General features: G+C 70.8%; 23 protein-coding genes and 1 pseudogene. 12 read left to right on the top strand and 12 right to left on the bottom strand.

Annotated elements, in window-relative coordinates:
- Positions 1-12: 12 nt before the first annotated feature.
- Together asnB and ACWFR3_RS21185 are read right to left on the bottom strand one after the other, a co-directional pair.
- Entirely contained in the window at positions 13-1,854 is a 1,842-nt protein-coding gene (asnB, locus tag ACWFR3_RS21190; RefSeq protein WP_453736141.1) for an asparagine synthase (glutamine-hydrolyzing), read from the bottom strand.
- A gap of 164 nt (positions 1,855-2,018) precedes the next feature.
- Positions 2,019-2,606 (bottom strand): TetR/AcrR family transcriptional regulator, encoded by a 588-nt coding sequence (locus ACWFR3_RS21185; protein WP_453736199.1) that lies wholly within the window; start codon positions 2,604-2,606, stop codon positions 2,019-2,021.
- A gap of 182 nt (positions 2,607-2,788) precedes the next feature.
- Between ACWFR3_RS21185 and ACWFR3_RS21180 the strand changes: the two genes are divergently transcribed.
- The gene (locus ACWFR3_RS21180) at positions 2,789-3,748 is read left to right on the top strand and encodes a DMT family transporter (RefSeq protein ID WP_453736140.1); all 960 of its coding nucleotides are present in this window, start codon (positions 2,789-2,791) and stop codon (positions 3,746-3,748) included.
- On the opposite strand, the gene ACWFR3_RS21175 is transcribed toward ACWFR3_RS21180, so the two are convergent.
- The 3 genes from ACWFR3_RS21175 to ACWFR3_RS21165 form a co-directional block, all read right to left on the bottom strand.
- Positions 3,721-4,167, bottom strand: a complete 447-nt coding sequence (locus ACWFR3_RS21175; protein ID WP_453736139.1) for a cupin domain-containing protein — start codon at positions 4,165-4,167, stop codon at positions 3,721-3,723. The two genes, ACWFR3_RS21180 and ACWFR3_RS21175, sit on opposite strands and share 28 nt — an antisense overlap.
- A gap of 152 nt (positions 4,168-4,319) precedes the next feature.
- On the bottom strand, positions 4,320-4,925 hold the full coding sequence (locus ACWFR3_RS21170; protein ID WP_453736198.1) for a TetR/AcrR family transcriptional regulator: 606 nt from the start codon (positions 4,923-4,925) through the stop codon (positions 4,320-4,322).
- A gap of 22 nt (positions 4,926-4,947) precedes the next feature.
- The gene (locus tag ACWFR3_RS21165; protein WP_453736138.1) at positions 4,948-6,426 is read right to left on the bottom strand and encodes an MFS transporter; all 1,479 of its coding nucleotides are present in this window, start codon (positions 6,424-6,426) and stop codon (positions 4,948-4,950) included.
- Between the two features lie 221 nt (positions 6,427-6,647).
- Here ACWFR3_RS21165 and ACWFR3_RS21160 point away from each other — a divergent pair, with 221 nt between their 5' ends.
- The 5 genes and pseudogenes from ACWFR3_RS21160 to ACWFR3_RS21140 all read left to right on the top strand — a co-directional run bounded on the left by ACWFR3_RS21160 (position 6,648) and on the right by ACWFR3_RS21140 (position 10,855).
- A complete protein-coding gene (locus ACWFR3_RS21160) occupies positions 6,648-7,532 on the top strand; it encodes a Gfo/Idh/MocA family protein (protein WP_453736137.1) in 885 nt (294 codons plus the stop codon).
- 493 nt (positions 7,533-8,025) lie between these two features.
- Positions 8,026-8,262, top strand: a pseudogene (locus ACWFR3_RS21155) (helix-turn-helix domain-containing protein); the annotation flags it as partial.
- A gap of 123 nt (positions 8,263-8,385) precedes the next feature.
- Positions 8,386-8,847 (top strand): MmyB family transcriptional regulator, encoded by a 462-nt coding sequence (locus ACWFR3_RS21150; protein ID WP_453736197.1) that lies wholly within the window; start codon positions 8,386-8,388, stop codon positions 8,845-8,847.
- Positions 8,848-8,970: 123 nt separating this feature from the next.
- Positions 8,971-10,011: a 3-oxoacyl-[acyl-carrier-protein] synthase III C-terminal domain-containing protein gene (locus ACWFR3_RS21145; RefSeq protein WP_453736136.1), complete on the top strand. Its 1,041-nt coding sequence runs from the start codon at positions 8,971-8,973 to the stop codon at positions 10,009-10,011.
- A 55-nt stretch (positions 10,012-10,066) separates the two neighbouring features.
- Positions 10,067-10,855 carry a GNAT family N-acetyltransferase gene (locus ACWFR3_RS21140; RefSeq protein ID WP_453736135.1) on the top strand — a complete coding sequence of 263 codons (789 nt, stop codon included), beginning with the start codon at positions 10,067-10,069 and terminating at the stop codon, positions 10,853-10,855.
- A 49-nt stretch (positions 10,856-10,904) separates the two neighbouring features.
- Here the strand turns inward: ACWFR3_RS21140 and ACWFR3_RS21135 are convergent, their stop codons facing one another.
- The 6 genes from ACWFR3_RS21135 to ACWFR3_RS21110 form a co-directional block, all read right to left on the bottom strand.
- Positions 10,905-11,459, bottom strand: coding sequence for a DUF1062 domain-containing protein (locus ACWFR3_RS21135; RefSeq protein WP_453736134.1), 555 nt, complete (start codon positions 11,457-11,459; stop codon positions 10,905-10,907).
- 190 nt (positions 11,460-11,649) lie between these two features.
- Positions 11,650-14,586, bottom strand: coding sequence for a tetratricopeptide repeat protein (locus ACWFR3_RS21130; RefSeq protein ID WP_453736133.1), 2,937 nt, complete (start codon positions 14,584-14,586; stop codon positions 11,650-11,652).
- Between the two features lie 150 nt (positions 14,587-14,736).
- Complete coding sequence (locus tag ACWFR3_RS21125; RefSeq protein WP_453736132.1) at positions 14,737-15,285, bottom strand: isochorismatase family protein; 549 nt, start codon at positions 15,283-15,285, stop codon at positions 14,737-14,739.
- 97 nt (positions 15,286-15,382) lie between these two features.
- Complete coding sequence (locus ACWFR3_RS21120; protein WP_453736131.1) at positions 15,383-16,783, bottom strand: MFS transporter; 1,401 nt, start codon at positions 16,781-16,783, stop codon at positions 15,383-15,385.
- Positions 16,780-17,259 carry a MarR family winged helix-turn-helix transcriptional regulator gene (locus tag ACWFR3_RS21115; protein WP_453736130.1) on the bottom strand — a complete coding sequence of 160 codons (480 nt, stop codon included), beginning with the start codon at positions 17,257-17,259 and terminating at the stop codon, positions 16,780-16,782. Before ACWFR3_RS21115 ends, ACWFR3_RS21120 begins: the two co-directional genes overlap by 4 nt.
- Before the next feature lie 145 nt (positions 17,260-17,404).
- Entirely contained in the window at positions 17,405-18,631 is a 1,227-nt protein-coding gene (locus ACWFR3_RS21110; protein WP_361388264.1) for an acyl-CoA dehydrogenase family protein, read from the bottom strand.
- A gap of 167 nt (positions 18,632-18,798) precedes the next feature.
- Here ACWFR3_RS21110 and ACWFR3_RS21105 point away from each other — a divergent pair, with 167 nt between their 5' ends.
- Positions 18,799-19,446 carry a TetR family transcriptional regulator gene (locus ACWFR3_RS21105; RefSeq protein ID WP_453736129.1) on the top strand — a complete coding sequence of 216 codons (648 nt, stop codon included), beginning with the start codon at positions 18,799-18,801 and terminating at the stop codon, positions 19,444-19,446.
- Positions 19,447-19,476: 30 nt separating this feature from the next.
- On the opposite strand, the gene def is transcribed toward ACWFR3_RS21105, so the two are convergent.
- Positions 19,477-20,016: a peptide deformylase gene (def, locus tag ACWFR3_RS21100; RefSeq protein WP_453736128.1), complete on the bottom strand. Its 540-nt coding sequence runs from the start codon at positions 20,014-20,016 to the stop codon at positions 19,477-19,479.
- Positions 20,017-20,158: 142 nt separating this feature from the next.
- On the opposite strand from def, the gene ACWFR3_RS21095 reads away from it, so the two are divergent.
- The 5 genes from ACWFR3_RS21095 to ACWFR3_RS21075 all read left to right on the top strand — a co-directional run bounded on the left by ACWFR3_RS21095 (position 20,159) and on the right by ACWFR3_RS21075 (position 24,647).
- Entirely contained in the window at positions 20,159-21,397 is a 1,239-nt protein-coding gene (locus ACWFR3_RS21095) for a MurT ligase domain-containing protein (protein ID WP_249585950.1), read from the top strand.
- Positions 21,398-21,437: 40 nt separating this feature from the next.
- Positions 21,438-22,166 (top strand): type 1 glutamine amidotransferase, encoded by a 729-nt coding sequence (locus ACWFR3_RS21090; RefSeq protein ID WP_453736127.1) that lies wholly within the window; start codon positions 21,438-21,440, stop codon positions 22,164-22,166.
- 143 nt (positions 22,167-22,309) lie between these two features.
- A complete protein-coding gene (locus ACWFR3_RS21085; protein WP_453736126.1) occupies positions 22,310-23,335 on the top strand; it encodes a 6-phosphofructokinase in 1,026 nt (341 codons plus the stop codon).
- Between the two features lie 103 nt (positions 23,336-23,438).
- Positions 23,439-24,389 carry a cytochrome c oxidase assembly protein gene (locus ACWFR3_RS21080; RefSeq protein WP_453736125.1) on the top strand — a complete coding sequence of 317 codons (951 nt, stop codon included), beginning with the start codon at positions 23,439-23,441 and terminating at the stop codon, positions 24,387-24,389.
- 96 nt (positions 24,390-24,485) lie between these two features.
- Positions 24,486-24,647: a hypothetical protein gene (locus tag ACWFR3_RS21075; RefSeq protein ID WP_393406862.1), complete on the top strand. Its 162-nt coding sequence runs from the start codon at positions 24,486-24,488 to the stop codon at positions 24,645-24,647.
- Positions 24,648-24,650: the final 3 nt, after the last annotated feature.

The following is a 24,650-nucleotide window of genomic DNA, read 5'->3' as shown; positions in this document are numbered from 1 at the left end:
GCGCGGGGGTCCTCAGGCCAGGGAGATCTCCGGCTTGTACAGGTCAAGCCAGAGCGCGAGATCCAGCGTGCGCTCAAGGCCGCGCCGGGACGCCTGGGTGATCTGCGGTACGTCGCGTCCCGCCGCCCGTGCCACCCGGTCCCGGTCGACGAGGTCGAAGACCGGATGGGCGGGCTCGCCGAGCAGGTCCTTGACGTGTTCCTGGAGGGCGATGGCGTACTTGGGGTCCTGCGTGGAGGGATAAGGGCTCTTCACGCGGTCGTACACCGAGCGCGGCAGGACGTCCGCCGTCGCCTCCCGCAGGAGCGTCTTCTCCCTGCCGTCGAAGGACTTCAGGGACCAGGGGGCGTTGTAGACGTACTCGACCAGGCGGTGGTCGCAGAACGGCACCCGCACCTCGAGGCCCACGGCCATGCTCGCGCGGTCCTTGCGGTCGAGCAGGACACGCACGAACCGGGTCAGGTGCAGATGGCAGATCTTGCGCATCCGGAACTCGAAGTCGCTCTCGCCCTCCAGACGCCGGATCCCGGCGACCGCCGTGTCGTAGCTGCGCCGGATGTACGCGGGCAGGTCGAGGGCGGCGGCGAGGTCCGGGCGCAGGACGTCCGCGTCGTCGCCGAAGTGCTCGGCGAACCGCACCAGCCAGGGGAAGGTGTCGGCGTTACGGGCGTCTTCGTCGAAGAACTGCAGGTAGCCGCCGAAGACCTCGTCCGCCGACTCCCCCGACAGCGCGACCGTCGAGTGTTCGCGGATGGCCCGGAAGAGGAGGTAGAGGGAGGCGTCCATGTCGCCGAAGCCCATGGGCAGGTCGCGGGCGCGGATCATCTTGGCCCGCACCTCGGGGTCGGCGAGGGCGTGCGAGTCCAGGACGATGTCGCGGTGATCGGTGCCGGAGGCCTTGGCCACGTCGTGCACGTAGGGCGTGTCCGGGGTGGGGCGCAGCTCGTCGGCGACGAAGTTCTCGCTCTGGCCGACGAAGTCGACGGCGAAACTGCGCACGGTCTCGCCCGCTTCACCGAGCTGGCGTGCGGCGATCGCGGTCATCGCGGAGGAGTCGAGGCCACCGGACAGGAGCGTGCAGCGCGGCACGTCCGAGACGAGCTGGCGGCGCACGATGTCGTCGAGGAGCTCGCGCACCTTGGCGACGGACTCCTCGCGGCCGTCGGGGTGCGGGCGGGTTTCCAGCTGCCAGTAGGCGTGGCGGCGCAGGCCGCCGCGGTCGACGGTCACGACCGTGCCGGGTTCGACCTCGTTCATGCCGTCCCATACGGCGTGACCCGGTGTCTTGACGAAGGTGAAGAGTTCCCGCAGGCCGTCGGTGGTCACCTTGGCGCGGGCCAGCGGGTTGGCGAGGATCGCCTTGGGTTCGGAGCCGAACAGGACGCCGTCGGGGGTCTCGTAGTAGTAGAAGGGCTTGATGCCCATCCGGTCGCGGATCATGACGAGCTTGTCGTGCCGCCCGTCCCACACCGCGAACGCGTACATGCCGTTGAGGCGTTCGGCGACCGCCTCGCCCCATTCCAGATAGCCGCGCAGGACGACTTCGGTGTCGGATTCGGTGGTGAACTCATGGCCGCGACCGGTCAGTTCGCGGCGCAGTTCGGTGAAGTTGTAGGTCTCCCCCGAGTAGACGAGGGCGACGGTGCCGCGCGGTGTGCGCGCGGTCATGGGCTGGCGCCCGCCGGGCAGGTCGATGATGGCGAGCCTGCGGTGCCCGAGTCCGGCGGGCCCTTCGATCCAGGTGCCGCGGTCGTCGGGGCCGCGGCAGGACATCGTCTCGGTCATCGCGTCCAGGGAGCCGGACACGGACCGCAGATCACGGTCGAAGGAGACCCAGCCAGTAATGCCGCACATGCGCAACCTCCTGCTTCACGCCGCCTGCGAGCCATCACCCCGAAAAGTAGGTGTAGCTAGCAGCTATGTGGCGAGCGTGCGCCTGCCGACTGCGTACGGTCAATGAGCCGGCAACACGGAGCAACACATTCCGGCCAACGGCAAAGACTTCCCCAAAGGGGCTCTCACCTGCTCTTTTCCCTAGCCGCAGGAGTGGCGCGCAGGGCATCGCGGAGCAGCGCCGCGGCGTCGTCACGGGCGTGGTCGATCGCGTCCGGGAAGACGCCGAGGCCGTGCGCGACCAGGGCTCCTTCGTGCAGCAGCATGAGCGTGCGCCCGAGCTTCGCCGCCCGGCGGGGCGCGAGGTCGCGGGCCAGACCGGTGAACAGGGCGAGCATCCAGGCCTTCTGGCCGGTGATGACCTGATACGCGGGGTGCGCGGGGTCGCTGATCTCGGCGTGCGCGTTGACCATGCTGCAGCCCTTGGTGCTGTTCTCGCCGGCCCAGTCGCGCGAGGCGTCGAAGACGGCCAGGATCCGGGCGCGCGGGGTGGTGGCGGCCTCGACGTACGGGGCGAGGAAGGCCTGCCAGCGCTCGTCACGGGCGGCCAGGTACTCGACGACGATCTGCTCCTTGGAGCCGAACCGGTCGTACAACGTCTTCTTGGTGACCCCGGCCTCGGCGGCGATGAGGTCCACCCCGACGGCATGGATACCGCGTTCGTAGAACAGCGCGCTCGCGGCATCCAGGGCGCGGCGCGCGCCCGGCGTCATGGCGATCCTCCGCGGCGCGCTCCCGGAGCCCGTGGCGGCCTTCGCGATCTCACTCACACTGTCACCCATACCTCCATAGTAAACCGATCTGTATAGTCGAGGGCGAGTAGACAGATCGGTTTACTTTTGCCGTCCGCCATCGACGGCTCGGCCAGGACCGCAGCCGGCATCGGAGGAACGCCATGAACGTCCTGCTCTCGATCGCATTCGTACTGACCTGGAGCTCCGGTTTCATCGGGGCCAAGCTGGGCGCCGGGAGCGCGTCCGCGGTGACGGTCCTGATGTGGCGGTTCCTGCCGCTGGCCCTCGCGCTCGCGGTCGTCGCCCTCACCATGGCGCGGGCGTCCTGGCGCGGTCTCACCGCGCGGGACGTCCTGCGCCAGGCGGTGGTCGGGGCGCTGTCACAGAGCGGCTATCTGCTCACCGTGTACTACGCGATCCAGCTCGGCGTCTCCAGCGGGACGACCGCCCTGATCGACGGCACCCAGCCACTGGTGGCGGGCGCGCTCGCCGGGCCGCTGCTCGGCCAGTACGTCTCGCGCACCCAGTGGGCCGGGCTCGGGCTCGGCGTCGCCGGGGTCGTCATCGTGACCGCGGCGGACGCCACGGGCGGCACCGACGCTCCCTGGTGGGCCTACGCCGTGCCGTTCCTCGGGATGTTCTCGCTGGTCGCGGCGACCTTCCTGGACCGCCGCTCCCCCACCGCCGTGTCCCCGGCGGTCTCGATGACCGTCCACTGCGCGACCAGCGCCGTCATCTTCACCGCGCTCGCGGTGGGCGCGGGCGCCGCGATCCCGCCGGCGGAGGCGTCGTTCTGGGTGGCGATCAGCTGGCTGGTGACGCTCTCCACCTTCGGCGGGTACGGGCTCTACTGGCTGATCCTGCGGCGCTCCGGGGTCACCCGGGTCAACACGCTCATGTTCCTGATGGCGCCGGTGACGGCTCTGTGGGGCGCCCTGATGTTCGGCGAACCCTTCGGCGTACAGACGGCGTTGGGCCTCGCGGTCGGACTCGCGGCGGTCGCGGTCGTGCACCGGGGCGAGTCCTCGGCACCGACGGTGGTGTGCTCGCCGCGGGAGACATCCCCGACCGGGCCGTCCCGGTACGTGCCCGCTCAGTCCGCCAGCCGGAAGTCCGCGTAGTCGAAGCCGGGCGCGACGACGCAGCTCACCAGGACCGGCTCGTCGCCGGCCGGGCGCGCCGCCTGCCACACGCCGCCGGGCACCAGGATCTGCGGGCGCTCGCCGTGCTCGACGCCCGGACCGAGGCGCATGGGCGCCGCGCCCTCCTTCGGGAGCTCGCCGTCGCCTCCCAGGCGCAGGTCCAGAGGGCCGCCGCGGTGCCACAGCCAGATCTCGTCGGAGCGCACCACGTGCCAGCGGGACTCCTCGCCCGGACAGAGCAGGAAGTAGATGGCGGTGGCCGCCCTCCGCGCGCCGGGATAGCCCGGCGGCGAGAAGGAGTGGTCCGAGGCCCAGGTCTCCACGAACCAGCCGCCTTCGGGGTGCGGCTCCATGCCCAGCTCGCGCGCCAGGTACGGGGGTTCATTCGCCTCGCTCATGCGTGCTCTCCGTTCCGGAAGTGGCGCGGCCGTCGGCTTCACCGCCCGGTCGACGATACGCAGAAGGAGCGGCGCGTGCGCCGGACGCGCCCTGCGGGGCACGGTCTCGCGGCGGACGGTGTCCTCACGGAGGTGTCCTTACGGAGGTGTCCTCACGGCGGCGTGAGGAAGCCCTGCACCACGGGCGCGTACCGCTCGGTGATCTCGTCGATCGGCGTGCCCCGCACCTGCGGTCCGCGCGCTATTCCGTACATCACGCCCAGACCGAGCAGCGTGCCCACCGCGAGTTCGGCGCGTACGCCCGCGTCCGGTCCCGTCAGGCGTGCGCCGAGGCGGTCGACCACCTGGGTCCGGAAGTTGGCGCGCAGGGTGTCGCCCCGTTCGCGGTGGAGCGGGGCGAAGACGATCCGCAGGATGGGGTCGGCGCCGTGCTCGGCCTGGCCGGTCAGCAGATGGCGGACCATGTGGTGGCCGAGTTCGGCGAGGGGCGCGTCGAGGAGCGCCTCGGCGTCGGCCTCGAAGGACATGACGCGGGCGAAGAGCGCGTCCTTGTTGCCGAAGTACTTGAGGATCAGCGGCGCGCTCACACCCGCCCGTTCGGCCACCGCCTTGAGCGTGATGTCGGTGTGTGCGTGCCGGGCCAGGAGGTGGCGGGCGGCGCGGATGATGGCGGCCTTCGTCTCCTCGGCGTCACGGCGGGCGGGGCCGGTGGCACACGCTCCGGACGGCGCTGCGGTGCCGGAGGCCGGAGTGGTCACGGCGTCGGATGTGTCCAAGGTGTCAGCTTCTTCCTTCCAGGGCCGTCTCCTGCGTGGGTCCTGGCCGCCGGACGGTCCGTTCCGGGCCGTCCGGTGTCGGGTCCGAGGGTATGGCGATGGCCGCGGCGCAGGCGACGAGCGCGATGCTTCCGGCCATGGCGAAGGCCAGTTGATAGCCGCCCAGGGTCGGCACATGCACCCCGTCGAGCACGGTGGTGTGCCGGACGAGCACGGCGGCGACCGCCGCGCTGCACACGCTCTGCCCGATGGTGCGCATCAGGACGTTCACGCCGTTCGCGGACGCGGTCTGCGCGAGGGGCACCGCCCGCAGGATCAGGGTGGGCAGCGCCGAGTACGCGAAGGTCGTTCCCGTCGACACCACGGCCGCACCCAACAGGATCACCCAGAGATCGCGGCTGTCGACGATGCGCACGACATAGCCGAGTGCGATGGCCGCCGCCCCGATGGCCAGCGTCACGCGGGCTCCGTACGCGGTGGAGATCCGGGCCGACACGGGCGAGAGCACCAGCATGATCAGGCCGTTGGGCAGCAGGCAGAGGCCGGTCGCCACGATCGAGAGGCCCCGGCCGTAGCCGCTGGCGACGGGCGCCTGCACCAATTGGGCGGTGACCAGCGAGTTGGCGTAGAAGGCGAATCCGGCCAGGAGCGCCGCCACGTGCGGCAGCGCCACCCGCCGCCCGGACGCCAGGCGCAGGTCCACCAGGGGCTGCTTCGACCGGAGTTGCTGTCTGCACCACACGGCGAGGATGAGGACGGCCCCGGCGAACAGTCCGAGCACGGTCACGCTGCCCCACCCCCACTGCCCGCCCTGCGACACCGCGAGCAGCAGACACACGAGCCCGGCGGCGAGTCCCAGGGCGCCTCCTATGTCGAAGCGCCCCGGCGAGCGGACCGGTGACTCGCGTACGGTCCACCAGGCTAGGGCGAACCCGATGGCGCCCAGCGCGCTCGTCGCCCAGAACATGGCGTGCCAGTCCGCGTACTGCACGATCAGCGCGGCCAGCGGCAGGCCGAGCGCCGCGCCGACCCCGACGGTCGAGCTCATCAGGGCCACCGCCGAACCGGTGCGCTCCGGCGGCAGTTCGTCCCGCAGGATGCTGATCGCCAGCGGTACGACGGCTGCCGCCGCGCCCTGCAGCGCGCGGGCCGCGATCAGCAGCCGGATGTCGGAGGTGAGCGCGCAGAGCATCGAGCCCAGGGTCATCAGACCGAGCGCGGTGAGCAGCACCCGTCGCTTGCCGTACATGTCGCCCGCCCGGCCGAGCACCGGCGTGAGGACGGCGCCGGCCAGCAGGGTGGCGGTGACCAGCCAGGACACCGCGCCCGGTGAGCTGCCGGTCAGGCGCGGCAGGTCGGGGAGCAGCGGCACGACCACGGTCTGCATGACCGCCATGAGAATGCCGCCGAAGGCCAGCACGGGAACCGTCAGGCGGGACCGTATGCCTGCGCCAACTGCGGAAGATATCGGGACGAGCTTCATGATCTCTCCAGCGCGGGCGCAAAATCCAGGGAAGTGAACGGAGGCGAAGCGCAGTGAATACGAATTCACCATAGCGGGTGAATGGGCTTTCACTACCGCCCGGTTGGGAATCGAGATCCAGCCACCCATGACTTGAACATCGCAGCGAAGTACGGCCAACAGCCTTGCGGGCACTGGGCATCGCCATCGTCGACGGTATGGAGTCAGCCATAATGCCGTTCATGAAGAGACTGCGAATCGGGCTGGTCGGCACGGGCTCCTGGGCCTCGTCCACGCACGCTCCGGTGCTCGCCGAGCACCCGGACGTGGAGTTCAGCGGCGTATGGGGGCGACGGCCCGACGCGGCGTCCGCCCTGGCGACGGCGCACGCGACCACTTCGTACGCGGACGTGGACGAACTGTTCGCCGCGAGCGAGGCAGTGGCGTTCGCCGTGCCGCCGGACGTACAGGCACCGCTGGCCGCGCGGGCCGCCGCGGCGGGCTGCCATCTGCTCCTGGACAAGCCCGTGGCGACGACGGTGGCCGCGGCCCGCGACCTCGCCGCGGCGGTGGAGGCGGCCCGGGTTGCCTCCGTCGTCTTCTTCACGCTGCGCTTCGCCGGACCGACGTCGGCCTGGGTGACGGAGCAGGCGGCGGAGGAATGGTTCGCCGGGCGCGCCGACTGGTACAGCTCGTTCTACGCGGCGGACGGATCCAGTCCGTTCTCCTCGCCGTGGCGGGCACAGCGGGGCGGCCTGTGGGACGTCGGCCCGCACGCCCTGTCCGTCCTGCTGCCGGTGCTCGGCGATGTGACCGCGGTGACGGCAGCGACAGGCCGGGCGGACCTGGTGCATCTGATCCTGCGGCACAGCACGGGGGCGTCGAGCACGGCGACGCTGAGCCTGACCACGCCGCCGAAGGCCTCGGGGGTGACGGTGGAGCTGCGCGGCGAGACGGGGACGGCCCTGATGCCGTCCGGCGGCGGGGCGCTCGACGCGTTCCGCTCGGCGGTCGACGCGCTCGTCGAATCGGCGCGATCCGGTCGGCCGCACGCGTGTGACGTGCGGTTCGGTCTGCGCGTGACGGAGATTTTGGCCCTCGCGCAGGAGCAGCTCACGGCCGGCTGAGCCGACCGGCTCCCTGCCGGGTGCGTCCGGCAAGGATGCGCCGGGCCGATCGACTTGCGGCACCGCCCTGGACAACTGTGGGCGGCCGGTACCGTGGCCGCTACGTAATGGCGAGTGACGGCACCGGCCGCAGCCAGTGGGCCGGGGAGCCGATTCGGGAAGTCATGCGCCGTACGTCCCGAGTGCGACGATTCCGACCACACTCATCGGAATACGAACAACCGATCCATACTCTTCCCGCAGCGGCCCCGTAGGCCTAGGGGGTATCCGGTGCCGGGGAATTTCAGCCAATTTCAAGCTCCCCGGACAAGATGCCCCACAGTTGTGTCCGCGTGCCCACCGACGATGGAACTTGCAGGTCGGCGGTCCCGCTTCGTCCATGATGCCGCATCGACTGATCGTTTTTCTTCGGGCAATCTTTACTACCAAAGACGGTGAGAATATTTAGACTGCTGATGCTCAACTCGGCGCGCACCAAGAGGGATTACCCACCATGAACAAGACGGCGCTCCGCGCTCTGCTCCGCGAACGACGCGCCCTCATTGCCCCCGAATCACACGGCTTCAGCCGCCCCACGGGCCAGGGCAGACGCGCCCGCGGCCTCTCTCAACACCAGGTCGACCAGCTGTTGCACCGGGCTATCGGGACGTATCACCGCCTGGAGTCGGGCAGTTATCCCAATCCGCCCTCTTCTTTGTTGCGGGATGTCGCACGCCTGTTTGGTCTTAATGAGCAGGAGTGGGTATCGCTGAACCGCTTCGCGTTGCTTCAGGATCCGCCGGGTCCACTGCACCAGTCGTCCGGCAAAGAGGTGCCGGGGGTATGGCAGGAAGCGGTAGCCGGGATCAGTCACATGGCGTACGTGACCGACGCGTCCTGGGACATGCTCGCCTACAACGAACCCCTCGCGGCCATGTTCCCCGACGGGAACGTGCCCGCCAACACGATGCGCTGGATGGTCCTCGACCCCCACGGCCGCAAGGCCCTGATGGACTGGCACACGGCCTGGGCCCCCATGGTGCTTCCCCAACTGCGCGCCGCGCTCGCCTCCCGGCCCGATGACGAAGTCCTGCGGCAGATAGAGAAGGAAGTGCTCGCGGACCCCGAGACCGCCGGTCTCTACAACGACGGCGTCTCCTACCCGCATCCCGACGGCGACGAACGGCCCCTGCTGCACCCGAAGCTGGGCCCGGGCTGGGCGAGCATGTGTACGGCCCAGCCGCTGACGGCCCCCGGCGCACGTCTGATGATCCTCGTGTTCCGGCCCGGCCAGCGGCGCTCCCACACCCGCGAACCCATGCTGCGCGCGCGCTGACGGCGCGTCATACCGCATGCCCCATCTCTATGTGGCCTCCCGACAGAGACGGAGACGAGTTCAGCAGGGTGAAGTACCTTGTGGCGACCCCCCCAGCCCACTCACTCCCCGGGGAGTCACCTCGTGCCCGCTCATGTCTCCAGACCCCAGACAGTTGTCGGTGACCACAAGGTCACCACAACGGAGATAGCCGACGACATACGCACGCACCATCCCGAGCACCCCCGCCTCGGCGCGTTCCTCCGTGTCATCGGCAACTGCGGTGTCCACACCCGCTACTTCACCCGCCCCCTCGATTCCCACACCATCGTCGGCGACGCCGACATCGGCGAACGCGCCCGCGCGGCCTTCGGCGACGCGCTTGCCATGGCCGAGCGTGCCGCCCTCGCGGCCCTCGACACGGCCGGTCTCGCGGCGAAGGACATCGACGCGATCGTCACCACGCACACCACCGGCTGGGCCGTCCCCAACCTCGACATGCACCTCATCGCCCGGCTCGGACTGCGCCCCACAGTGCGCCGCATCGCGCTGACCACCCTGGCCTGCCCCGGCGGCACACAGTCCCTGATGCGCGCCGCCGATCTCGTCGCCGCCCGGCCCGGCAGCAAGGTACTCGTCGTGGCGGCCGAGGTCATCTCCAGCGTCTATCACCATGGCGACACCGGCATCGAGGCCATGATCTACAAGGCGCTGTTCGGTGACTCCGCCGCCGCGACCGTCGTCTCCGACGTGCCGCTGGGGCCGGGGATCGCGATCGACGACTCCTTCGAGTACGTCCTGCCGCACAGTCTCGACCGGCAGCGCGGCCGGATCTCCCCCTCCGGTTTCCACTTCGACTCCACCAAGGAGGCGCTGACCGCGGCCGACGACGTCCTGCCCCAGCTCATGGAGTGGGTGGGCCCGCAGAGCGTGGACTTCGCCGTCATCCACCCCGGCAGCCTGCGCATCATCTCCGACACCGCCGCCGCCCTGGGCCTGACCCCTCACGATTCGCGCCACTCGACCGACACCCTCGCCGACGAGGGCAACCTCGGCGGCGTCAGTGTCCTGCGGGTCCTCGAACGCACCCATGCCGCCGCCCCCGCCGACGGCGCCCGCGGCATCATGGTCGCCTTCGGCCCCGGTTTCGCCACCGCGGCGCTGCGCTGCCACTGGCAAGCCTGACCCCGCCACCGGTAAATCGGTTGCCGCGCCCCGCCGCCGCTGCTGAAGTGCCCGCATGGATCACGAAGCGGTACTGGCGACGTACGACCGGCAGATCCGGCGCGACGCACGGACGGACAGCCCGGGCGCGCGCGTCGAACGGGCCGGGGCCGTCGTCCGGCAGATCGGCGCCGAGCACGACTGGAACGGCGTGCACTGGGCGGACATCGACGAGGCCACGGCGGACGGTGTCATCGCCGAGCAGGTGCGGTACTACACGTCTCTGGGGCGCGAGTTCGAGTGGAAGCTGCACTCCCACGACCGCCCCGCCGACCTCGCCGACCGGCTGCGAAGGGCCGGTTTCGTCCCGGAGCCGCCGGAGACCGTGATGGTGGCCGAGGTCGCGGGACTGTCCACGCGGCCCGAACTGCCCGAAGGGATCACCCTGCTGCCGGTGACGGACGCGGCCGGCGCGCGGCTGATGGCCGACGCCCACAACGCGGCGTTCGGCGAGGACAGCGCGGAACTCGGCGAGCGGCTCGCCAAGCGGGTCCTCACCCAGCTGACCGAGACACCGGACGCCGTCGTCGCGGTGGTCGCGATGGCGGGCGACGTGCCGGTGAGCTCGGCGCGGATGGAGTTCTGCCCCGGCACCGACTTCGCGGGCCTGTGGGGCGGCGGCACCGCACCGCAGTGGCGGGGCAAGGGCATCTACCGTGCGCTGATCGCCCACCGCACCCGCATCGCCGCCGAACGCGGCTACCGCTACCTCCAGGTGGACGCCACCGACGACAGCCGCCCGATCCTGCGGCGCCTGGGCTTCGCGCCGCTGAGCGTGACGACGCCGTACGTCCACCGGCCCTGAGCCGTACGTCCACCGGCCCTGAGCCGCCGGCAGACGTACGGCCCCGACCTCAGCGCTTGAGCGTGAAGGTGAAGTCGCCGGAGAGTTTGCCGCTCAGGCGGACCGCCGACACGAGGTTCCCCTCGGCGAGCAGCCTCTCGACCCCGGCCCGCGAGAGGCCGAGCCCTTCGGCGATCAGCCGCACCGGCCGGACGGGTATCCGCGCCGCGAAGCGGACCGAGACCTCGATCGCCTCGCCCTCCCGCGGCTGTCGCGATCCGGCGTCGGCGTCCAGGCGCCAGGCGCCGGTCCAGTCGAGGGCGATGCGGTTGCGGCGCCGCAGGACCGGGTCCTGGAGCAACTCCGCTGCCAGGGCCGGGTCGTTGTCATGCATCCGGTCCAGAAACCCGGGCCGTACGGAGCGCACGTTCGCCCGCTCCAGGACAGTGACCTTGGTGGTGTCCCCGCAGCCGGTGCACAGCGCGAGGAGCCAGGCGTCGATGAGCTTGTGGTTGGCGTTGACGCGGAATTTTCCGCTCGCCCTGAAGCGTCCGGAGGCGCAGCCGTGGCAGCGGCGCAGAACGGTCGGCAGGCAGGTGGGCGTGACCACCCAGATTTTGAGCACAGAAGTACACCGGTTCCAGTGAGAAGTCCGCAGCAAGAAGAAGCGCGGCGCACAGGCGCGACGCGCGACACATCAGCACTCGGGAGGTCTCACTTGGTGTACAACGGCACGTCCTTGCCCAGACGATCTGACTCGGCAGCACGCTAACGGGGCACGGAGGTATGACTCCACCGGTTTTCCGTGCGGGTGACTAAGGCTCCCGCCCGGCCAACCTGCCCTCCAGCTCCGCCAGTTCCCTGTCGATCCGGTGGGCCTCGAAGGCACGGATGTCCGTGAAGATCCGCACGGCCTGCCGCAGATCGACCACGGCTTCGGCCTCGCTTCCGTTGATCAGGAGACAGTGCGCGGCGCCGTGGTGGGCACGCCCCTGCTCCAGCGGGCTCTGCACCTGCCGCGCCGCCCTGAGGGCCGATCGGTGCCGGGCGAGACCGCCGATCGGGTCGGACGTGGACAGCAGCAGCTCACCGAGGTGGTTGAGCACCTCGGCCTGGCCGAGCCGGTCGCCGAGCTGCCGGAACCGCTGCAGGGAGTCCTCCAGGTCCCGCTGCGCCCCGGCCGGGTCGCCGAGAGCGTCCTTGACCAGGGCGCGCCCGGCCTTCACGTTGGCCTGGCCGAGCGGGTGCCCGATGCGTACGAAGATCTCCTCGGCCCGGCCCAGGCGCTCGTCGGCCGCCTTGTAATCCGTGCGGTCGTGCGCGGTCAGCCGCAGGATCGTGCCCAACTGCTGGAGGGCGTTGGCCTGGCCGACGGGGTTATGGACCTCCTTGAACTCGTCGAGCGCCCCTCGGAGCAGCTCCTCGGCCCGCTCGAACTCACCGGTCAGCCGCAGGACCACGCCCAGGTGGCTCAGGGCCTCGGCCTTGCCGAAGGGCCGCCGGTGCCGGCCGTACAGCCCGGCCGCCTCCTCCAGCCTCCGGGCGGCCTCCCCGTACTTCCCCTTCAGCCGCAGCGCGATGCCGAGCCCGTCCAGGGCCTCGGCCCGGCCCAGGCTCTCGCCGAGCTCGCCGTAGATCCGCACAGCTTTCTCGGAGTGCCGTGCGGCCAGGGACAGCCGGCCCGTCACGCGCAGGACCGAGCTGTACACCTCCAGTGCGTTCGCCTGTCCCTGTCGCACCCCGAGTTCCTCGTAGCCGGCCAGCCCCTCGCAAGCGGCGTCCCGCGCGAGTTCGTACCGTCCGGTCAGGCGCAGCGCCCTGGCCAGGTGCAGCTGGCTGTTGGCCTCGCCGATCCTCGATCCGAGCCCGCGATAGCGGGCCAGGCAGCTCCTGAACCGCCCTTCCGCGCTGATCGCTTCGCCCTTGAACAGCTCGACCAGGCCCAGGGAGTCAAGGGCGTTGGTCTCCCCCAGTTCGTCGTGCATCTCGGAGCAGAGTTCCACGGCCCGCTTCGCGAGCGCCTCCGCCTCCTCCGGTCGTGTCATCCGCAGCAGATCGCTCAGCTGCTTGCAGACATCGGCCTCGCCCAGCTGGTCCTTGATGGCCCTGAAGGCGCCCAGGGCGACGCGGACCTGGTCCTCCGTGCCGGCGTCGTCCGTCATCCACTTGGCGTGCCCGCGCAGGGAGTGAGCCTCCGCCTCGATGATCCTGGCCACCTCCGGGTCCGCCCGCGGCGACGGATGCGTCGCCGCCTCCTGGCAGAGGCCCAGTACCGACCGCAGCAGTTCGTCCACCGCCGCGTAGTCCGGCTGCCGTTCGGCCCGCCGGAAGTGCAGATTCGCCTTGTTGAACAGTGCTCTGGCCTGTCCCAGAGCGTCTCCGGACGCGCGGGCCGAAGCCACCGCTCGATCGTGCAGTTCGATCCCCCGGTCCCAGGGGCCCTGCTGGCGCAGGAACTCCGCCATGGCCGCGGCCAAGCGCACGACACGTCCGTACTCCGCCGTCTCCCCTCTGCCGTAGGCGTACTCGGCGCAGGACAGCAGATTGGGGCACTCGGTCCGCAGCCAGGCCGCCGCCCGGGCCCGGTCGGTGAGGAGCGGGTGGCCGTACACCGGGGCGGGTGCCTGACCTGCCGGGCGCGCCCGGCGGTCGAAGTGGCGTCCGGCCAGGTCGGCCGTGTACTCGTAGAGGTCGAGCAGGCGGGCCGTCGCCGCGTCGCGGACCTCGGGCGGATCGGCCTCAAGGGCCCGCGCGTACACGTGATCCCGGACAAGCTTGTGCATCCGGTAACGGTCGGCGGCGCGTTCCGTCAGAAGGTGGCCCCGGTAGAGGTGGTCGAGGTGTTCGTCGGCCTGCTCCGCCGGGATGCCGTTGAGGGCGGCTGCGGCATACCGGTCGCACTCCACCCCGGGGTGCAGCGCGAGACGGCGCAGGAAGTACTTGGATTCCGGGGGCAGTTGGTCGTACCAGAACAGCAGGGTCTGATCCACGCGCCGTGCCCAGTCGCCGCCCTTGACCATGCCGGGGCGCGAGACGAAGTTGTCCCGCAGCTTCGCTACGGTCCACGTCCTGCGCTGCTTGAGCACGTTGGCCAGCACGGCGAGGGCCAGGGGCAGCCGGCCGCACATCTCCACCAGCTGGGCCACGGCGGCGGCGTCCCCCTGAGCGGGCTGCCGGTCGGCAAGGGCGAGGAAGAGCCGTGCCGCCTCCTGCGGTCCCGGCACGTCCAGGAAGACGAAATCGTCGACCAGGTCTCCGCCGAGCTGCTTGCGGCTGGTGATCAGGACCAGGCAGTCGTTGGAGTTGGGTGCGATCGCCTCGACCTGCGCCTCGTCCGCGTCGCCGAGGATCAGGAGCAGCCGCTTGCCCGACACGTGCACCCGCCACTGCTCGACCAGGCCCGCCAGGTCCTTGGCAAGGTCCCCCTGGTCCATGCCGCAGACCCTGAGCAGCCCGGCCACCGCGTCGCAGGGACGCACCGGCCAGGGGCACGAGGCCCGCAGGTCGATGTAGAGGCACTCCTCGAAGTCGTGCACGAGGTTGCGGGCGGCCTCCGCAACCAGCGTGCTCTTGCCGACCCCCGGCATTCCGTAGACCGCGCGGACGGGGCAGTTGCGCGTGGCGCCGCCCGCGTCCATCAGCGCGCGCAGCTCTTCCTCGCGGCCGATGAACCTGCTCACGCCCTTCGGTGCGGACTTCTGCACGGTGAGGGGCGGGGACGGCTGCACGACGAGAATCGGCTCAGAGGACATGGATCCCTCCCTCGGCACACACCCACACAGGGGGAAGCCACGCTACGCCGTGCGGTGGGCGGACCGGTGGGCTCCGCGGTGTGCACTGTGCTCACTCTCGCGGACGAGGATGCTGCGGACGTCCGTACGAAGCCAGGTCCGACAGGTCGGCTACAGCAGCTTCGCGATCGCCTCCGCGGTGTCCGTCTCGCCGAGCCTCGGGAAGATCTTCTCGATGCTGTTGCGGTGTGCGTCGGCGTCCATGTCGGTCACCGCGTCGACGGCGACCGTCACGTGATAGCCGTGCTCGTGCGCCGAGCGGGCCGTCGACTCGACGCCGATGCTCGTCGCGATGCCGGTGACCACGATCTGGGTGACGCCCAGGCGGCGCAGCCGGAGGTCGAGGTCGGTGCCGTAGAAGGCGCCCCACTGCTGCTTGGTCACGACGATGTCGCTGTCCCGGCGGCCGAGTTCGGGGACCAGGTCGGCCCAGTCGGCGGGCACCTCGCCGCCGCGGGCGGGCCCTTCGGTGCGTCCGGGGGCGCCGCCGGTGACGCGGACCAGGACGACGGGCAGGCCGCGCTCGCGGAAGGCGTCGGCCAGGCGCGCCGACCGCTCGATGATCTCCGCGGAGGGGTGGGCCGTGGGCAGGGCGGTGATGCCCTTCTGGAGGTCGACGACGACGAGGGCCGTGGTGGGGTCGAGGGTGGTGGCAGTCATGGTTGTGGTCTCTCTCTTACGGGGGTGTCGCCGGGAAGTGGGTCTTACGGGGGTGTCGCTGGGGTGTTGGTCTTACGGGGTTTCGCTGGGATGTTGGTCAGGTGCGGGCGCGCAGGGCGCGGTCGGTGAGGGTCAGGGCGACCAGGGCGAGCGCGAGAACGGCGCCCACCGCGCCCATGAGGTGCAGTCCGGCGTCGTCGGCGCGCTGCCCGTAGGCGAGGCCGATCAGGCCGGACGCGGCGATGGCGCCGATGTACTGGGCCGTGCGCTGCAGCCCCGCGGCGGAGCCGATCGCGTCGGCGGGGGCGAAACTCTGCACGGCGGCCTGGTTGCTGGTGCCCATCAGGCCCTGCGGAATGCCGAAGCAGGCGCCGGCCAGGAGAAGAACGGCGAGCGGTGTGCCGCCGGAGGTGAAGAAGAGCAGCGCGCTGCCCACGACGAGCAGGACGGCGGCGATGCTCAGCGGGGCGCGGATGCCCTTCGTACGGGCGCCGAGCAGCGAACAGGCCAGCGCGGCAAGGGACATGGGCAGCATGACGAGCCCGGTGTGCAGGGAGGAGAGGTCGCGGGCTTCTTCCAGCCACTGGGTGAAGCCGTACATGACGCAGTACACGACGAGGTAGCTCAGGCCGTGCCGCAGGTAGGTGCGGGCCAGTGCGTGGTTGCGGCCGAGCATGCGCAGGTCGATGAAGGGGTGCGGGTGGCGCAGCTGCCACCAGGTCAGCACGGCGGAGAGCACCGCGATGGGGGCGAGCAGCCACCACAGGGGGTGGGCCAGGTCGAGCAGGAAGATGACGAGGCAGGTCAGCGCACCGCTGAAGAGCAGTATCCCGAGGGGGTCGAGTGCGCTCGCACCGCCGCCCTTTTGGCGCGCGGCCCGTGGTCCGTCCGCCGGTATCCAGCGCAGCGCGCAGCCGAAGGCGATGAGCGCGACCGGGACGTTGACGGCGAAGATGCCGCGCCATCCCGCGGTCGCGACGAGCAGCCCGCCGAGGGTGGGGCCGATGGCCGCGCTGCCCAGCGCGGCGAAGGAGAGCCGGCCGAGGACAGTGCGCGGCGTGGGTATGCCGAGCCTGCGTGACTCGTCGCGCAGGACGGCCATCGCGGCCGGGTACGCCGCCGACGTACCGATGCCGAGCAGCAGGCGCGAGACAAGCAGCCACAGGAATCCGGGGGCGAACGCCCCCACGAGACCGGAGGCGACGACGACCACGAGCCCGGCGAGGAAGACCCGGCGCGGGCCGATGCTGTCGGCGAGCTTGCCGAGGACGGGCTGGGCGACGGCGCTGGCGAGGTAGAGCACGGAGACGAGCCAGACCGTGTCGGAGGCGCCGACCCCGAAGTCGTGGCCGATCGCCACCAGGCCGGTGGAGATCATCGTGGTGTTGAGCGGGTTGAGCAGCGAGCCGAGGAGGAGGGGCGCGGTGAGGCGTGCCCCGAAGGCGCGATGCCCGCCCGCCGCTGCCGGGCGGGCCGGGGCGTCCGGCTTCGTCCTCACTTCTGCACCAGCCGCTCCAACAGCACGATGGCATCGGCCAGTTGGCGGCGCTCGGCCGGGTCGAAGCCGTCGGTAAGGGACGTCGAGAGCCAGTCGTGCTTGGCGGCCCGCATCTCGGTGAGGGTGCGGTGCCCCTGATCGGTCACGGAGACGACGGACTGCCGCCCGTCATCGGGATCGGGGGCCCGCTCGACGAGCCCCATCTCCTCCAGGGCGGCCACGGTGAGGCGCATGGACTGGGGCCGGACGAGCTCCTCGCGGGCCAGGCCCGCGGTGGTGGCGGGACCCCCGCGGTCGAGGCGGGCGAGCACGGAACGCTGGGTGGGGCTGAGTCCGGTCTCCGGTGTCACGCCGCGCAGGCGTCGCACGAGCCGCCGGACGACGTTCGACAGATCGGCGGCGATCTGCTCGGGAGCCGAGTCGTCCTGCCCCGGATCGTCCTGCCCGGGATGCGGGTCGCCGGAAGGTGCGCTCATGTCCGCCACCGTACGAGATTGACAGGTAGCCTTGCAAGTTTGCCTGCCTATCTCCCCCGGCGGCGCGCCCCGGCCGGGGTCGCTCACAGCAACCGCCCCTGCCGCAAAAGCGGCAGGGGCGGATCTTTCCGGTGCGCCGGGCGTGCTAGCGGATCGGCATCCCCGACAACGTACGGGCGATCACCAGACGCTGGATCTCGCTCGTGCCCTCGAAGATCGTGTAGATCGCGGCGTCACGGTGCATGCGCTCCACCGGGTACTCGCGCGTGAAGCCGTTGCCGCCGAAGATCTGCAGCGCCTGCGCGGTGACCTTCTTGGCGACCTCGCTCGCGTAGAGCTTCGACATGGAGCCCTCGGCGGACTCGAACTTCTTGCCCGTGCTCGCCATCCACGAGGCGCGCCAGACGAGCAGACGCGCTGCGTCGATCTGCGTACGCATGTCGGCGAGCTGGAAGGCGATGCCCTGGTTGTCGATGATCGGGCGACCGAACTGCGTACGCGTCTTGGCGTACTCCAGGGCCTCCTCGTACGCGGCGCGCGCCGTGCCCACGGCCATGGCGCCGACCGCCGGGCGGGACGCCTCGAAGGTGGCCATCGCGGCGTTCTTCACGCGCTCGCCGCCCTTCTTGGCGCGCTCGCGGGAGCGGGCGAGGCGCTCGTCCAGCTTCTCCTTGCCGCCGAGCAGGCAGTGGCCGGGGATGCGCACGTCCTCCAGGACGACCTCGGCGGTGTGCGAGGCGCGGATGCCGTGCTTCTTGAACTTCTGGCCCTGGGAGAGGCCGGGGGTGTTCGGCGGGACGATGAAGGAGGCGTGGCCCTTGGAGCCGAGTTCGGCGTCGACGACCGCGACGACGACGTGGACGTTGGCGATGCCGCCGTTGGTCGCCCAGGTCTTGGTGCCGTTGAGCACCCACTCGTCCTTGGCCTCGTCGTAGACGGCGCGGGTGCGCATCGCCGCCACGTCGGAGCCGGCGTCGGGCTCGGAGGAGCAGAAGGCGGCGACCTTGACGTCGTTCACGTCGCCGTACATCTGCGGGATCCAGGTGCCTATCTGCTCCTCGGTGCCGTTGGCGAGGACGCCGACGGCGGCGAGGCCCGTGCCCATGATGGACAGGGCGATGCCCGCGTCACCCCAGAAGAGCTCCTCGGTCGCCATCACGATGCCCAGGCCCGTGGGGTCGAAGAACTGCTGGGCGTAGAAGTCGAGGGAGTAGATCCCCAGCTTCGACGCCTCCTGGATGATCGGCCACGGCGTCTCTTCACGCTCGTCCCACTCGGCGGCAGCAGGCCGGATCACGTCAGCGGCGAACCCGTGGAGCCAGTCCCGGACCTCCTTCTGTTCGTCGTTGAGCTCCATGGTGAACTCGGCCATGACCCCTCCAGGACCTGCGGTGAAGACATACGTTACTTGCGGTAACTGGAGTCTGTTACCGGCCGGTAGCCGATGTCAACTCCCGGCCGCCCGTTCGATGGGCGCCGAGCGCGGGGTGTTACGTTGCGCGTGCGTCACGCAATCGCCTGGGCGGGGAGAGAATCGCTATGGAGACCATCACACAGCAGACCGAGCAGCAACGGTCTGCCGAGCGCCGGCGGCGCGAGCTGCTCGAGGCCGCGGACCGGGTGGTGCTTCGCGACGGGCCCGGTGCCTCGATGAACGCCATCGCCGCGGAGGCGGGCATCACCAAGCCGATCCTCTACCGGCACTTCGGCGACAAGGGCGGCCTGTACGCGGCACTGGCCAAGCGGCACACCGACGCGCTCCTGGAAGCCCTGCGCGCCGCCCTGGACGCCCCTGCCGAACGCAGGGAGCGCGTCGAGCAGACCCTGGACACCTACCTGGCGGCGATCGAGGCCCGCCCGCAGGTCTACCGCTTCCTCATGCACCCCTCCGACAGCGCCACCGCCGGCGAGCAGGGCTTCGACGTGGGCCTGCACTCCGCCCCGGTCCTGCGCCGCATGGGCGAGGAGCTCGCGCAGGTCATAGAGGAACGCGTCGACCTCGGCCCGGGCAGTGCCCAGCTCGCCCGGGTCTGGGGGCACGGCATCGTCGGCATGATGCACGCGGCCGGCGACTGGTGGCTGGGCGAACGGCCCTGCCCGCGCGCCGAATTGGTCAGCAGCCTGGCCGACCTGCTGTGGGGACGCCTCGCCGCCGCGGGCGACCGCATCGGCGGCCCCGGCTTCTGAAGACCTCCCGGCCCGGCCCGCCGCGGCACATCAGCGGCTCCAGGACGCCCTGGCGGCGGCCCGCAGCACCCTGCGGCGCCGCCAGCCCGTGACGTGATCGGTGTAGACGCCGCCCTCCAAGTGGTCGCATTCGTGCTGCAGGCAGCGCGCGAACCAGCCGGTTCCGTGCACCCGCACCGGCGCACCGAGCATGTCGAAGCCCTCCACCACGGCGTGGTCGAAGCGCGGCGTGACGGCTTCCAGGCCGGGCAGCGAGAGACAGCCCTCCGGGCCGCGCACGCTCGGGCCGTCCATCTCCACGAGGCGCGGGTTCACCACGTACCCGAGATGACGCACATCGTCGTCGTCCGGGCAGTCGTAGACGAAGACCCGCTGATTCACGCCGATCTGGTTGGCGGCAAGACCGACACCCTCGGCGGCGTACATCGTGGCGTACATGTCCTCGATGAGCCGGGCCAGTTCGGAGCCGAAGTCGGTGACCTCCTCACAGGGCTTGTGCAGCACGGGGTCACCGAGCAGTGTCAGAGGTCGTACGCGCCCCGAGGCGCCCGGGATCGAGCCGTGTCGCATGGCCGCAAGGGTACGGTCCTAAGAAAGCCCCGGGGTCGGGGTGGTGCCGCGGTTCGGGCTTGTGAGTGGATCTCGATAGGCTGAGGTTCATCGCGTTGCCGGGGGCAGGCGCGGCGCCGTAAGCAAGGAGGATCCAGAACTGATGGCAGGCAACACGGACCCGCTGTCGCCGCGGGCCAAGCTGGCCGTGACGGCGGGCAAGGCGGCCGCGGCGGTGTCGCGCGCGGCGGGCCGCGGCAGCGGATCGGTGATCGGCGGCCGCGTTTCACTCAAACTCGACCCCGACCTGCTCGGGCGTCTCGCCACGCACCTGGACGTGGTGCTCGTCTCCGCCACGAACGGCAAGACGACCACGACCCGGCTGCTCGCCGAGGCGCTGCGCGCCAGCGGGCCCGTGGTGTCGAACGCGCTCGGCGCGAACATGCCGGCCGGCATCACCTCGGCCCTCGCGGGCGGTTCGGACGCCAGGTTCGGCGTGATCGAGGTCGACGAGAAGTACCTCGCCGGTGTCGCCCGTGACGTGGAGCCGAAGGCGATCGCGCTCCTGAACCTCTCGCGCGACCAGCTCGACCGCGCCGCCGAGACCCGCATGATGGCGGAGGCCTGGCGCGAGGGCCTGGCCGGTTCCAAGGCCGTCGTGATCGCCAACGCGGACGACCCGCTGGTCGTCTGGGCGGCGTCCTCGTCGCCGAACGTCGTGTGGGTGGCCGCCGGCCAGGAGTGGAAGGACGACGCCTGGTCGTGCCCCTCCTGCGGCGGCGTGATGCAGCGCCCCGGCGACGACTGGTTCTGCGGCGAGTGCGGCTTCCGCCGCCCGGCGCCGAGCTGGGTGCTCTCCGGCGACCACGTCCTTGACCCGCACGGCTCGGCCTGGCCGATCCACCTTCAGCTGCCGGGCCGGGCGAACAAGGCCAACGCCACCACGTCGGCCGCCGTCGCCGCCGTCTTCGGCGTACCGCCGCAGGTCGCCCTGGAGCGGATGTACCAGGTGCAGGCCGTCGCCGGACGCTATGACGTCGTGCAGTTCCAGGGCCGCGACCTGCGCCTGCTGCTCGCGAAGAACCCCGCGGGCTGGCTCGAGACGTTCTCGCTGATCGACCCGCCGCCCACCCCGGTGGTCCTGTCCGTGAACGCCCGCGGCGCCGACGGCACCGACACCTCCTGGCTGTGGGACGTCGACTACACCCGCCTGGCCGGTCACCCGATCTTCGTGCTCGGCGACCGCAAGCTGGACCTCGCCGTGCGTCTTGAGGTCGCGGGCCTTGACTTCCGGGTCTGCGAGTCCCTCGACGAGGCCGTGCAGCTGGCGCCGCCCGGACGCATCGAGACGATCGCGAACTACACCGCGTTCCAGGACCTGCGCCGCCGCGTCGGCAACTGACCCCACCGGACCCTCTAGACCCTCGTAGGGACGAATGAGCATGAGCGACAACAGCCTGCGGCTGGTGTGGGTCTACCCCGACCTGCTCAGCACGTACGGAGACCAGGGCAACGCCCTGGTCGTGGAGCGCCGCGCCCACCAGCGCGGCCTCCAGGTCGAGCGCTACGACGTGCGCAGCGACCAGCCGGTGCCCACCTCCGGCGACATCTACCTGATCGGCGGCGGCGAGGACCGCCCGCAGCGCCTGGCCGCCGAGCGGCTGCGCCGCGACGGCGGACTGCAGCGCGCCGTGGGCAACGGCGCGATCGTCTTCTCGGTCTGCGCGGGCTACCAGATCCTGGGCCAGGAGTTCATCAACGACCTCGGCCAGCGCGAGCCGGGCCTCGGCCTGCTCGACGTGATCTCCACCCGCGGCGAGGGCGACCGCTGCGTCGGCGACGTCCTGGGCGACATCGACCCGCAGCTGGGCCTGCCCCCGCTGACCGGCTTCGAGAACCACCAGGGCATCACGCACATCGGCCCCTCCGCGCGGCCCTTCGCCCGGGTCACGCTCGGCCGGGGCAACGGCACGGGCGACGGCACCGAGGGCGCATACAACGGCACGGTCTTCGGCACGTACATGCACGGTCCCGTCCTGGCCCGCAACCCGCTGATCGCGGACCTGCTCCTGAAGCTGGCCCTCGACGTGAACGCGCTGCCGCCGACGGACGACCGCTGGTACGAGGCGCTGCGCGCCGAGCGCATGAACGCGGCGCAGCAGCCCGCCTGATGCGCTTGCCGCACAGGTGAGCGGCGCAGTCCAGCAGTCGGACGCCCGGTACGGCCCCGCCCCCTCGCGCCTATAGGGTGGCGGGGTTCCAGCCGGACGACGTGGTCCGGACTTCGGCCCACGTTGCAAAGGTAATCCGGGCTATGCGCATTGGTGTCCTCACCTCCGGCGGCGACTGCCCCGGTCTGAACGCCGTCATCCGTTCGGTCGTGCACCGTGCCGTCGTCGATCACGGCGACGAGGTCATCGGCTTCCACGACGGCTGGCGTGGCCTGCTCGAATGCGACTACCGCAAGCTCGACCTGGACGCGGTGGGCGGCATCCTGGCCCGTGGCGGAACGATTCTCGGCTCCTCCCGGGTCCAGCCCGCGCACCTGCGCGACGGCGTCGAGCGGGCCAAGGGCCACCTCGCCGACCTGGGTCTTGACGCGGTCATCCCGATCGGCGGCGAAGGCACCCTGAAGGCGGCCCGCCTCCTGTCGGACGCCGGTCTGCCGATCGTCGGGGTGCCCAAGACGATCGACAACGACATCGCGGTCACCGACGTGACGTTCGGCTTCGACACCGCGGTCGGCGTGGCGACGGAGGCTCTCGACCGCCTCAAGACCACCGCCGAGTCGCACCAGCGGGTCCTGATCGTCGAGGTCATGGGCCGGCACACCGGCTGGATCGCCCTGCACTCGGGCATGGCGGCCGGCGCGCACGCGATCGTCGTGCCGGAGCGCCCCTTCGACATCGAGGAACTGGCGGCGAAGGTCGGCGAACGCTTCTCCGCGGGCAAGAAGTTCGCGATCGTCGTGGCCGCCGAGGGCGCCAAGCCCCGCGAGGGCTCGATGAAGTTCGACGAGGGCATCAAGGACATGTACGGCCACGAGCGGTTCGCCGGCATCGCCCGCCAGCTCTCCATCGAACTGGAGCAGCGCCTGGGCAAGGAGGCCCGCCCGGTGATCCTCGGGCACGTCCAGCGCGGCGGCACCCCTACCGCGTACGACCGTGTGCTCGCCACCCGCTTCGGCTGGCACGCCGTGGAGGCGGTGCACCGCGGCGAGTTCGGCAAGATGACGGCGCTGCGCGGCACGGACATCACGATGGTCCCGCTCGCCGAGGCCGTCGAGACCCTGAAGACGGTGCCGGACGAGCGCTACGCCGAGGCGGAGTGCGTCCTGTAGGGCGCGGCTTTTTCGAACGGCCCCCGGACGCGTCGGCGTCCGGGGGCCGTTCTAGTCTGGTGCGGACACACAGCGCACAACCGCACGAATCAGGAGCCAGTGGATGGATCACAGCGGGCACGGCATGAACATGGATCTGCCGCCGTTCACGCTGGGGCGCGGGCTCGAGCTCTCGGCCGACCCCTTCTTCCTCATCGGCTCCCTGGCGGCCCTGGCCCTCTACGGCTGGGGCGTGGTCCGGCTCGTGCGGCGCGGGGACAAGTGGCCGGTCGGCCGCACCATCTCCTTCGTGGTGGGCGTGCTGACCATCCTGCTCGTGATGTGCACCAAGCTGAACGACTACGGAATGGTCATGTTCAGCGTGCACATGGTGCAGCACATGATCATCAGCATGCTCTCGCCGATCCTGCTCCTGATGGGCGCCCCCATCACCCTGGCCCTGCGTGCGCTGCCGGTCGCGGGCCGCGGCCGCAAGGGCCCGCGCGAGTGGCTCCTGTGGGTTCTGCACAGCCGCTACATGAAGATCATCACGCACCCCGCGTTCACCATCCCGCTGTTCATCGCGAGCCTGTACGCGCTGTACTTCACCCCGCTCTTCGACACCCTGATGGGCTCCAAGGTGGGCCACATCGGGATGATGGTGCACTTCCTCGCGGTCGGCCTGGTCTTCTTCTGGCCGATCATGGGCGTCGACCCGGGGCCGCACCGGCCCGGCTACATCATGCGGATGCTGGAGCTGTTCGCGGGCATGCCCTTCCACGCGTTCTTCGGCATCGCGCTGATGATGGCGTCCGAGCCGATGGTCGGCACCTACAAGAACCCGCCCGCCTCGCTGGGCATCGACGCCCTCGCCGATCAGACGGCCGCGGGCGGCATCGCGTGGGCGTTCAGCGAGGTGCCCTCGGTGCTCGTGCTGCTCGCGCTGCTCTTCCAGTGGTACCGCTCCGACCAGCGCCAGGCACGGCGTACGGACCGGGCAGCGGACCGGGACGGCGACAAGGAGCTCGAGGCGTACAACGCCTATCTCGCCTCACTGGCCGCGCGCGGGCGCTAGCAGCCCTCTGGCGGCAAAGGGTCTTCGCAGGCGAGGATGGTCCCAGGCCGCGGTCTTGGCGTCGAGGCGCCGGGGCTGCCGGGAGGAGGCAGGGCGATGCCTGATTCTACGAAGACGATGGGTGTGTTCACCATCGGAGGCTTGGTCGCGGTGACCGCGTACACGGTCGCGCTCGGGAGCAACGGCTGGCTGTGGTTCGGCTGGGTCGTCATCGGCATGCTCACGCTGGCGATGGTGCTGTCGCGCGGCACCCCCTGAGGG

The organism is Streptomyces sp. NPDC055189 (genome assembly GCF_053606765.1).
This window is presented reverse-complemented; position numbering and strand designations above follow the sequence as displayed.

Bases quoted from the DNA above. Each gene is read 5' to 3' on its own strand.
- asnB (WP_453736141.1), bottom strand. From the start codon at position 1,854: ATGTGCGGCATTACTGGCTGGGTCTCCTTCGACCGTGATCTGCGGTCC.
- ACWFR3_RS21185 (WP_453736199.1), bottom strand. From the start codon at position 2,606: ATGACGCCGGGCGCGCGCCGCGCCCTGGATGCCGCGAGCGCGCTGTTC.
- ACWFR3_RS21180 (WP_453736140.1), top strand. From the start codon at position 2,789: ATGAACGTCCTGCTCTCGATCGCATTCGTACTGACCTGGAGCTCCGGT.
- ACWFR3_RS21175 (WP_453736139.1), bottom strand. From the start codon at position 4,167: ATGAGCGAGGCGAATGAACCCCCGTACCTGGCGCGCGAGCTGGGCATG.
- ACWFR3_RS21165 (WP_453736138.1), bottom strand. From the start codon at position 6,426: ATGAAGCTCGTCCCGATATCTTCCGCAGTTGGCGCAGGCATACGGTCC.
- ACWFR3_RS21160 (WP_453736137.1), top strand. From the start codon at position 6,648: ATGAAGAGACTGCGAATCGGGCTGGTCGGCACGGGCTCCTGGGCCTCG.
- ACWFR3_RS21150 (WP_453736197.1), top strand. From the start codon at position 8,386: ATGGCGTACGTGACCGACGCGTCCTGGGACATGCTCGCCTACAACGAA.
- ACWFR3_RS21140 (WP_453736135.1), top strand. From the start codon at position 10,067: ATGGATCACGAAGCGGTACTGGCGACGTACGACCGGCAGATCCGGCGC.
- ACWFR3_RS21130 (WP_453736133.1), bottom strand. From the start codon at position 14,586: ATGTCCTCTGAGCCGATTCTCGTCGTGCAGCCGTCCCCGCCCCTCACC.
- ACWFR3_RS21125 (WP_453736132.1), bottom strand. From the start codon at position 15,285: ATGACTGCCACCACCCTCGACCCCACCACGGCCCTCGTCGTCGTCGAC.
- ACWFR3_RS21115 (WP_453736130.1), bottom strand. From the start codon at position 17,259: ATGAGCGCACCTTCCGGCGACCCGCATCCCGGGCAGGACGATCCGGGG.
- ACWFR3_RS21110 (WP_361388264.1), bottom strand. From the start codon at position 18,631: ATGGCCGAGTTCACCATGGAGCTCAACGACGAACAGAAGGAGGTCCGG.
- ACWFR3_RS21105 (WP_453736129.1), top strand. From the start codon at position 18,799: ATGGAGACCATCACACAGCAGACCGAGCAGCAACGGTCTGCCGAGCGC.
- def (WP_453736128.1), bottom strand. From the start codon at position 20,016: ATGCGACACGGCTCGATCCCGGGCGCCTCGGGGCGCGTACGACCTCTG.
- ACWFR3_RS21095 (WP_249585950.1), top strand. From the start codon at position 20,159: ATGGCAGGCAACACGGACCCGCTGTCGCCGCGGGCCAAGCTGGCCGTG.
- ACWFR3_RS21090 (WP_453736127.1), top strand. From the start codon at position 21,438: ATGAGCGACAACAGCCTGCGGCTGGTGTGGGTCTACCCCGACCTGCTC.
- ACWFR3_RS21085 (WP_453736126.1), top strand. From the start codon at position 22,310: ATGCGCATTGGTGTCCTCACCTCCGGCGGCGACTGCCCCGGTCTGAAC.
- ACWFR3_RS21080 (WP_453736125.1), top strand. From the start codon at position 23,439: ATGGATCACAGCGGGCACGGCATGAACATGGATCTGCCGCCGTTCACG.
- ACWFR3_RS21075 (WP_393406862.1), top strand. From the start codon at position 24,486: ATGCCTGATTCTACGAAGACGATGGGTGTGTTCACCATCGGAGGCTTG.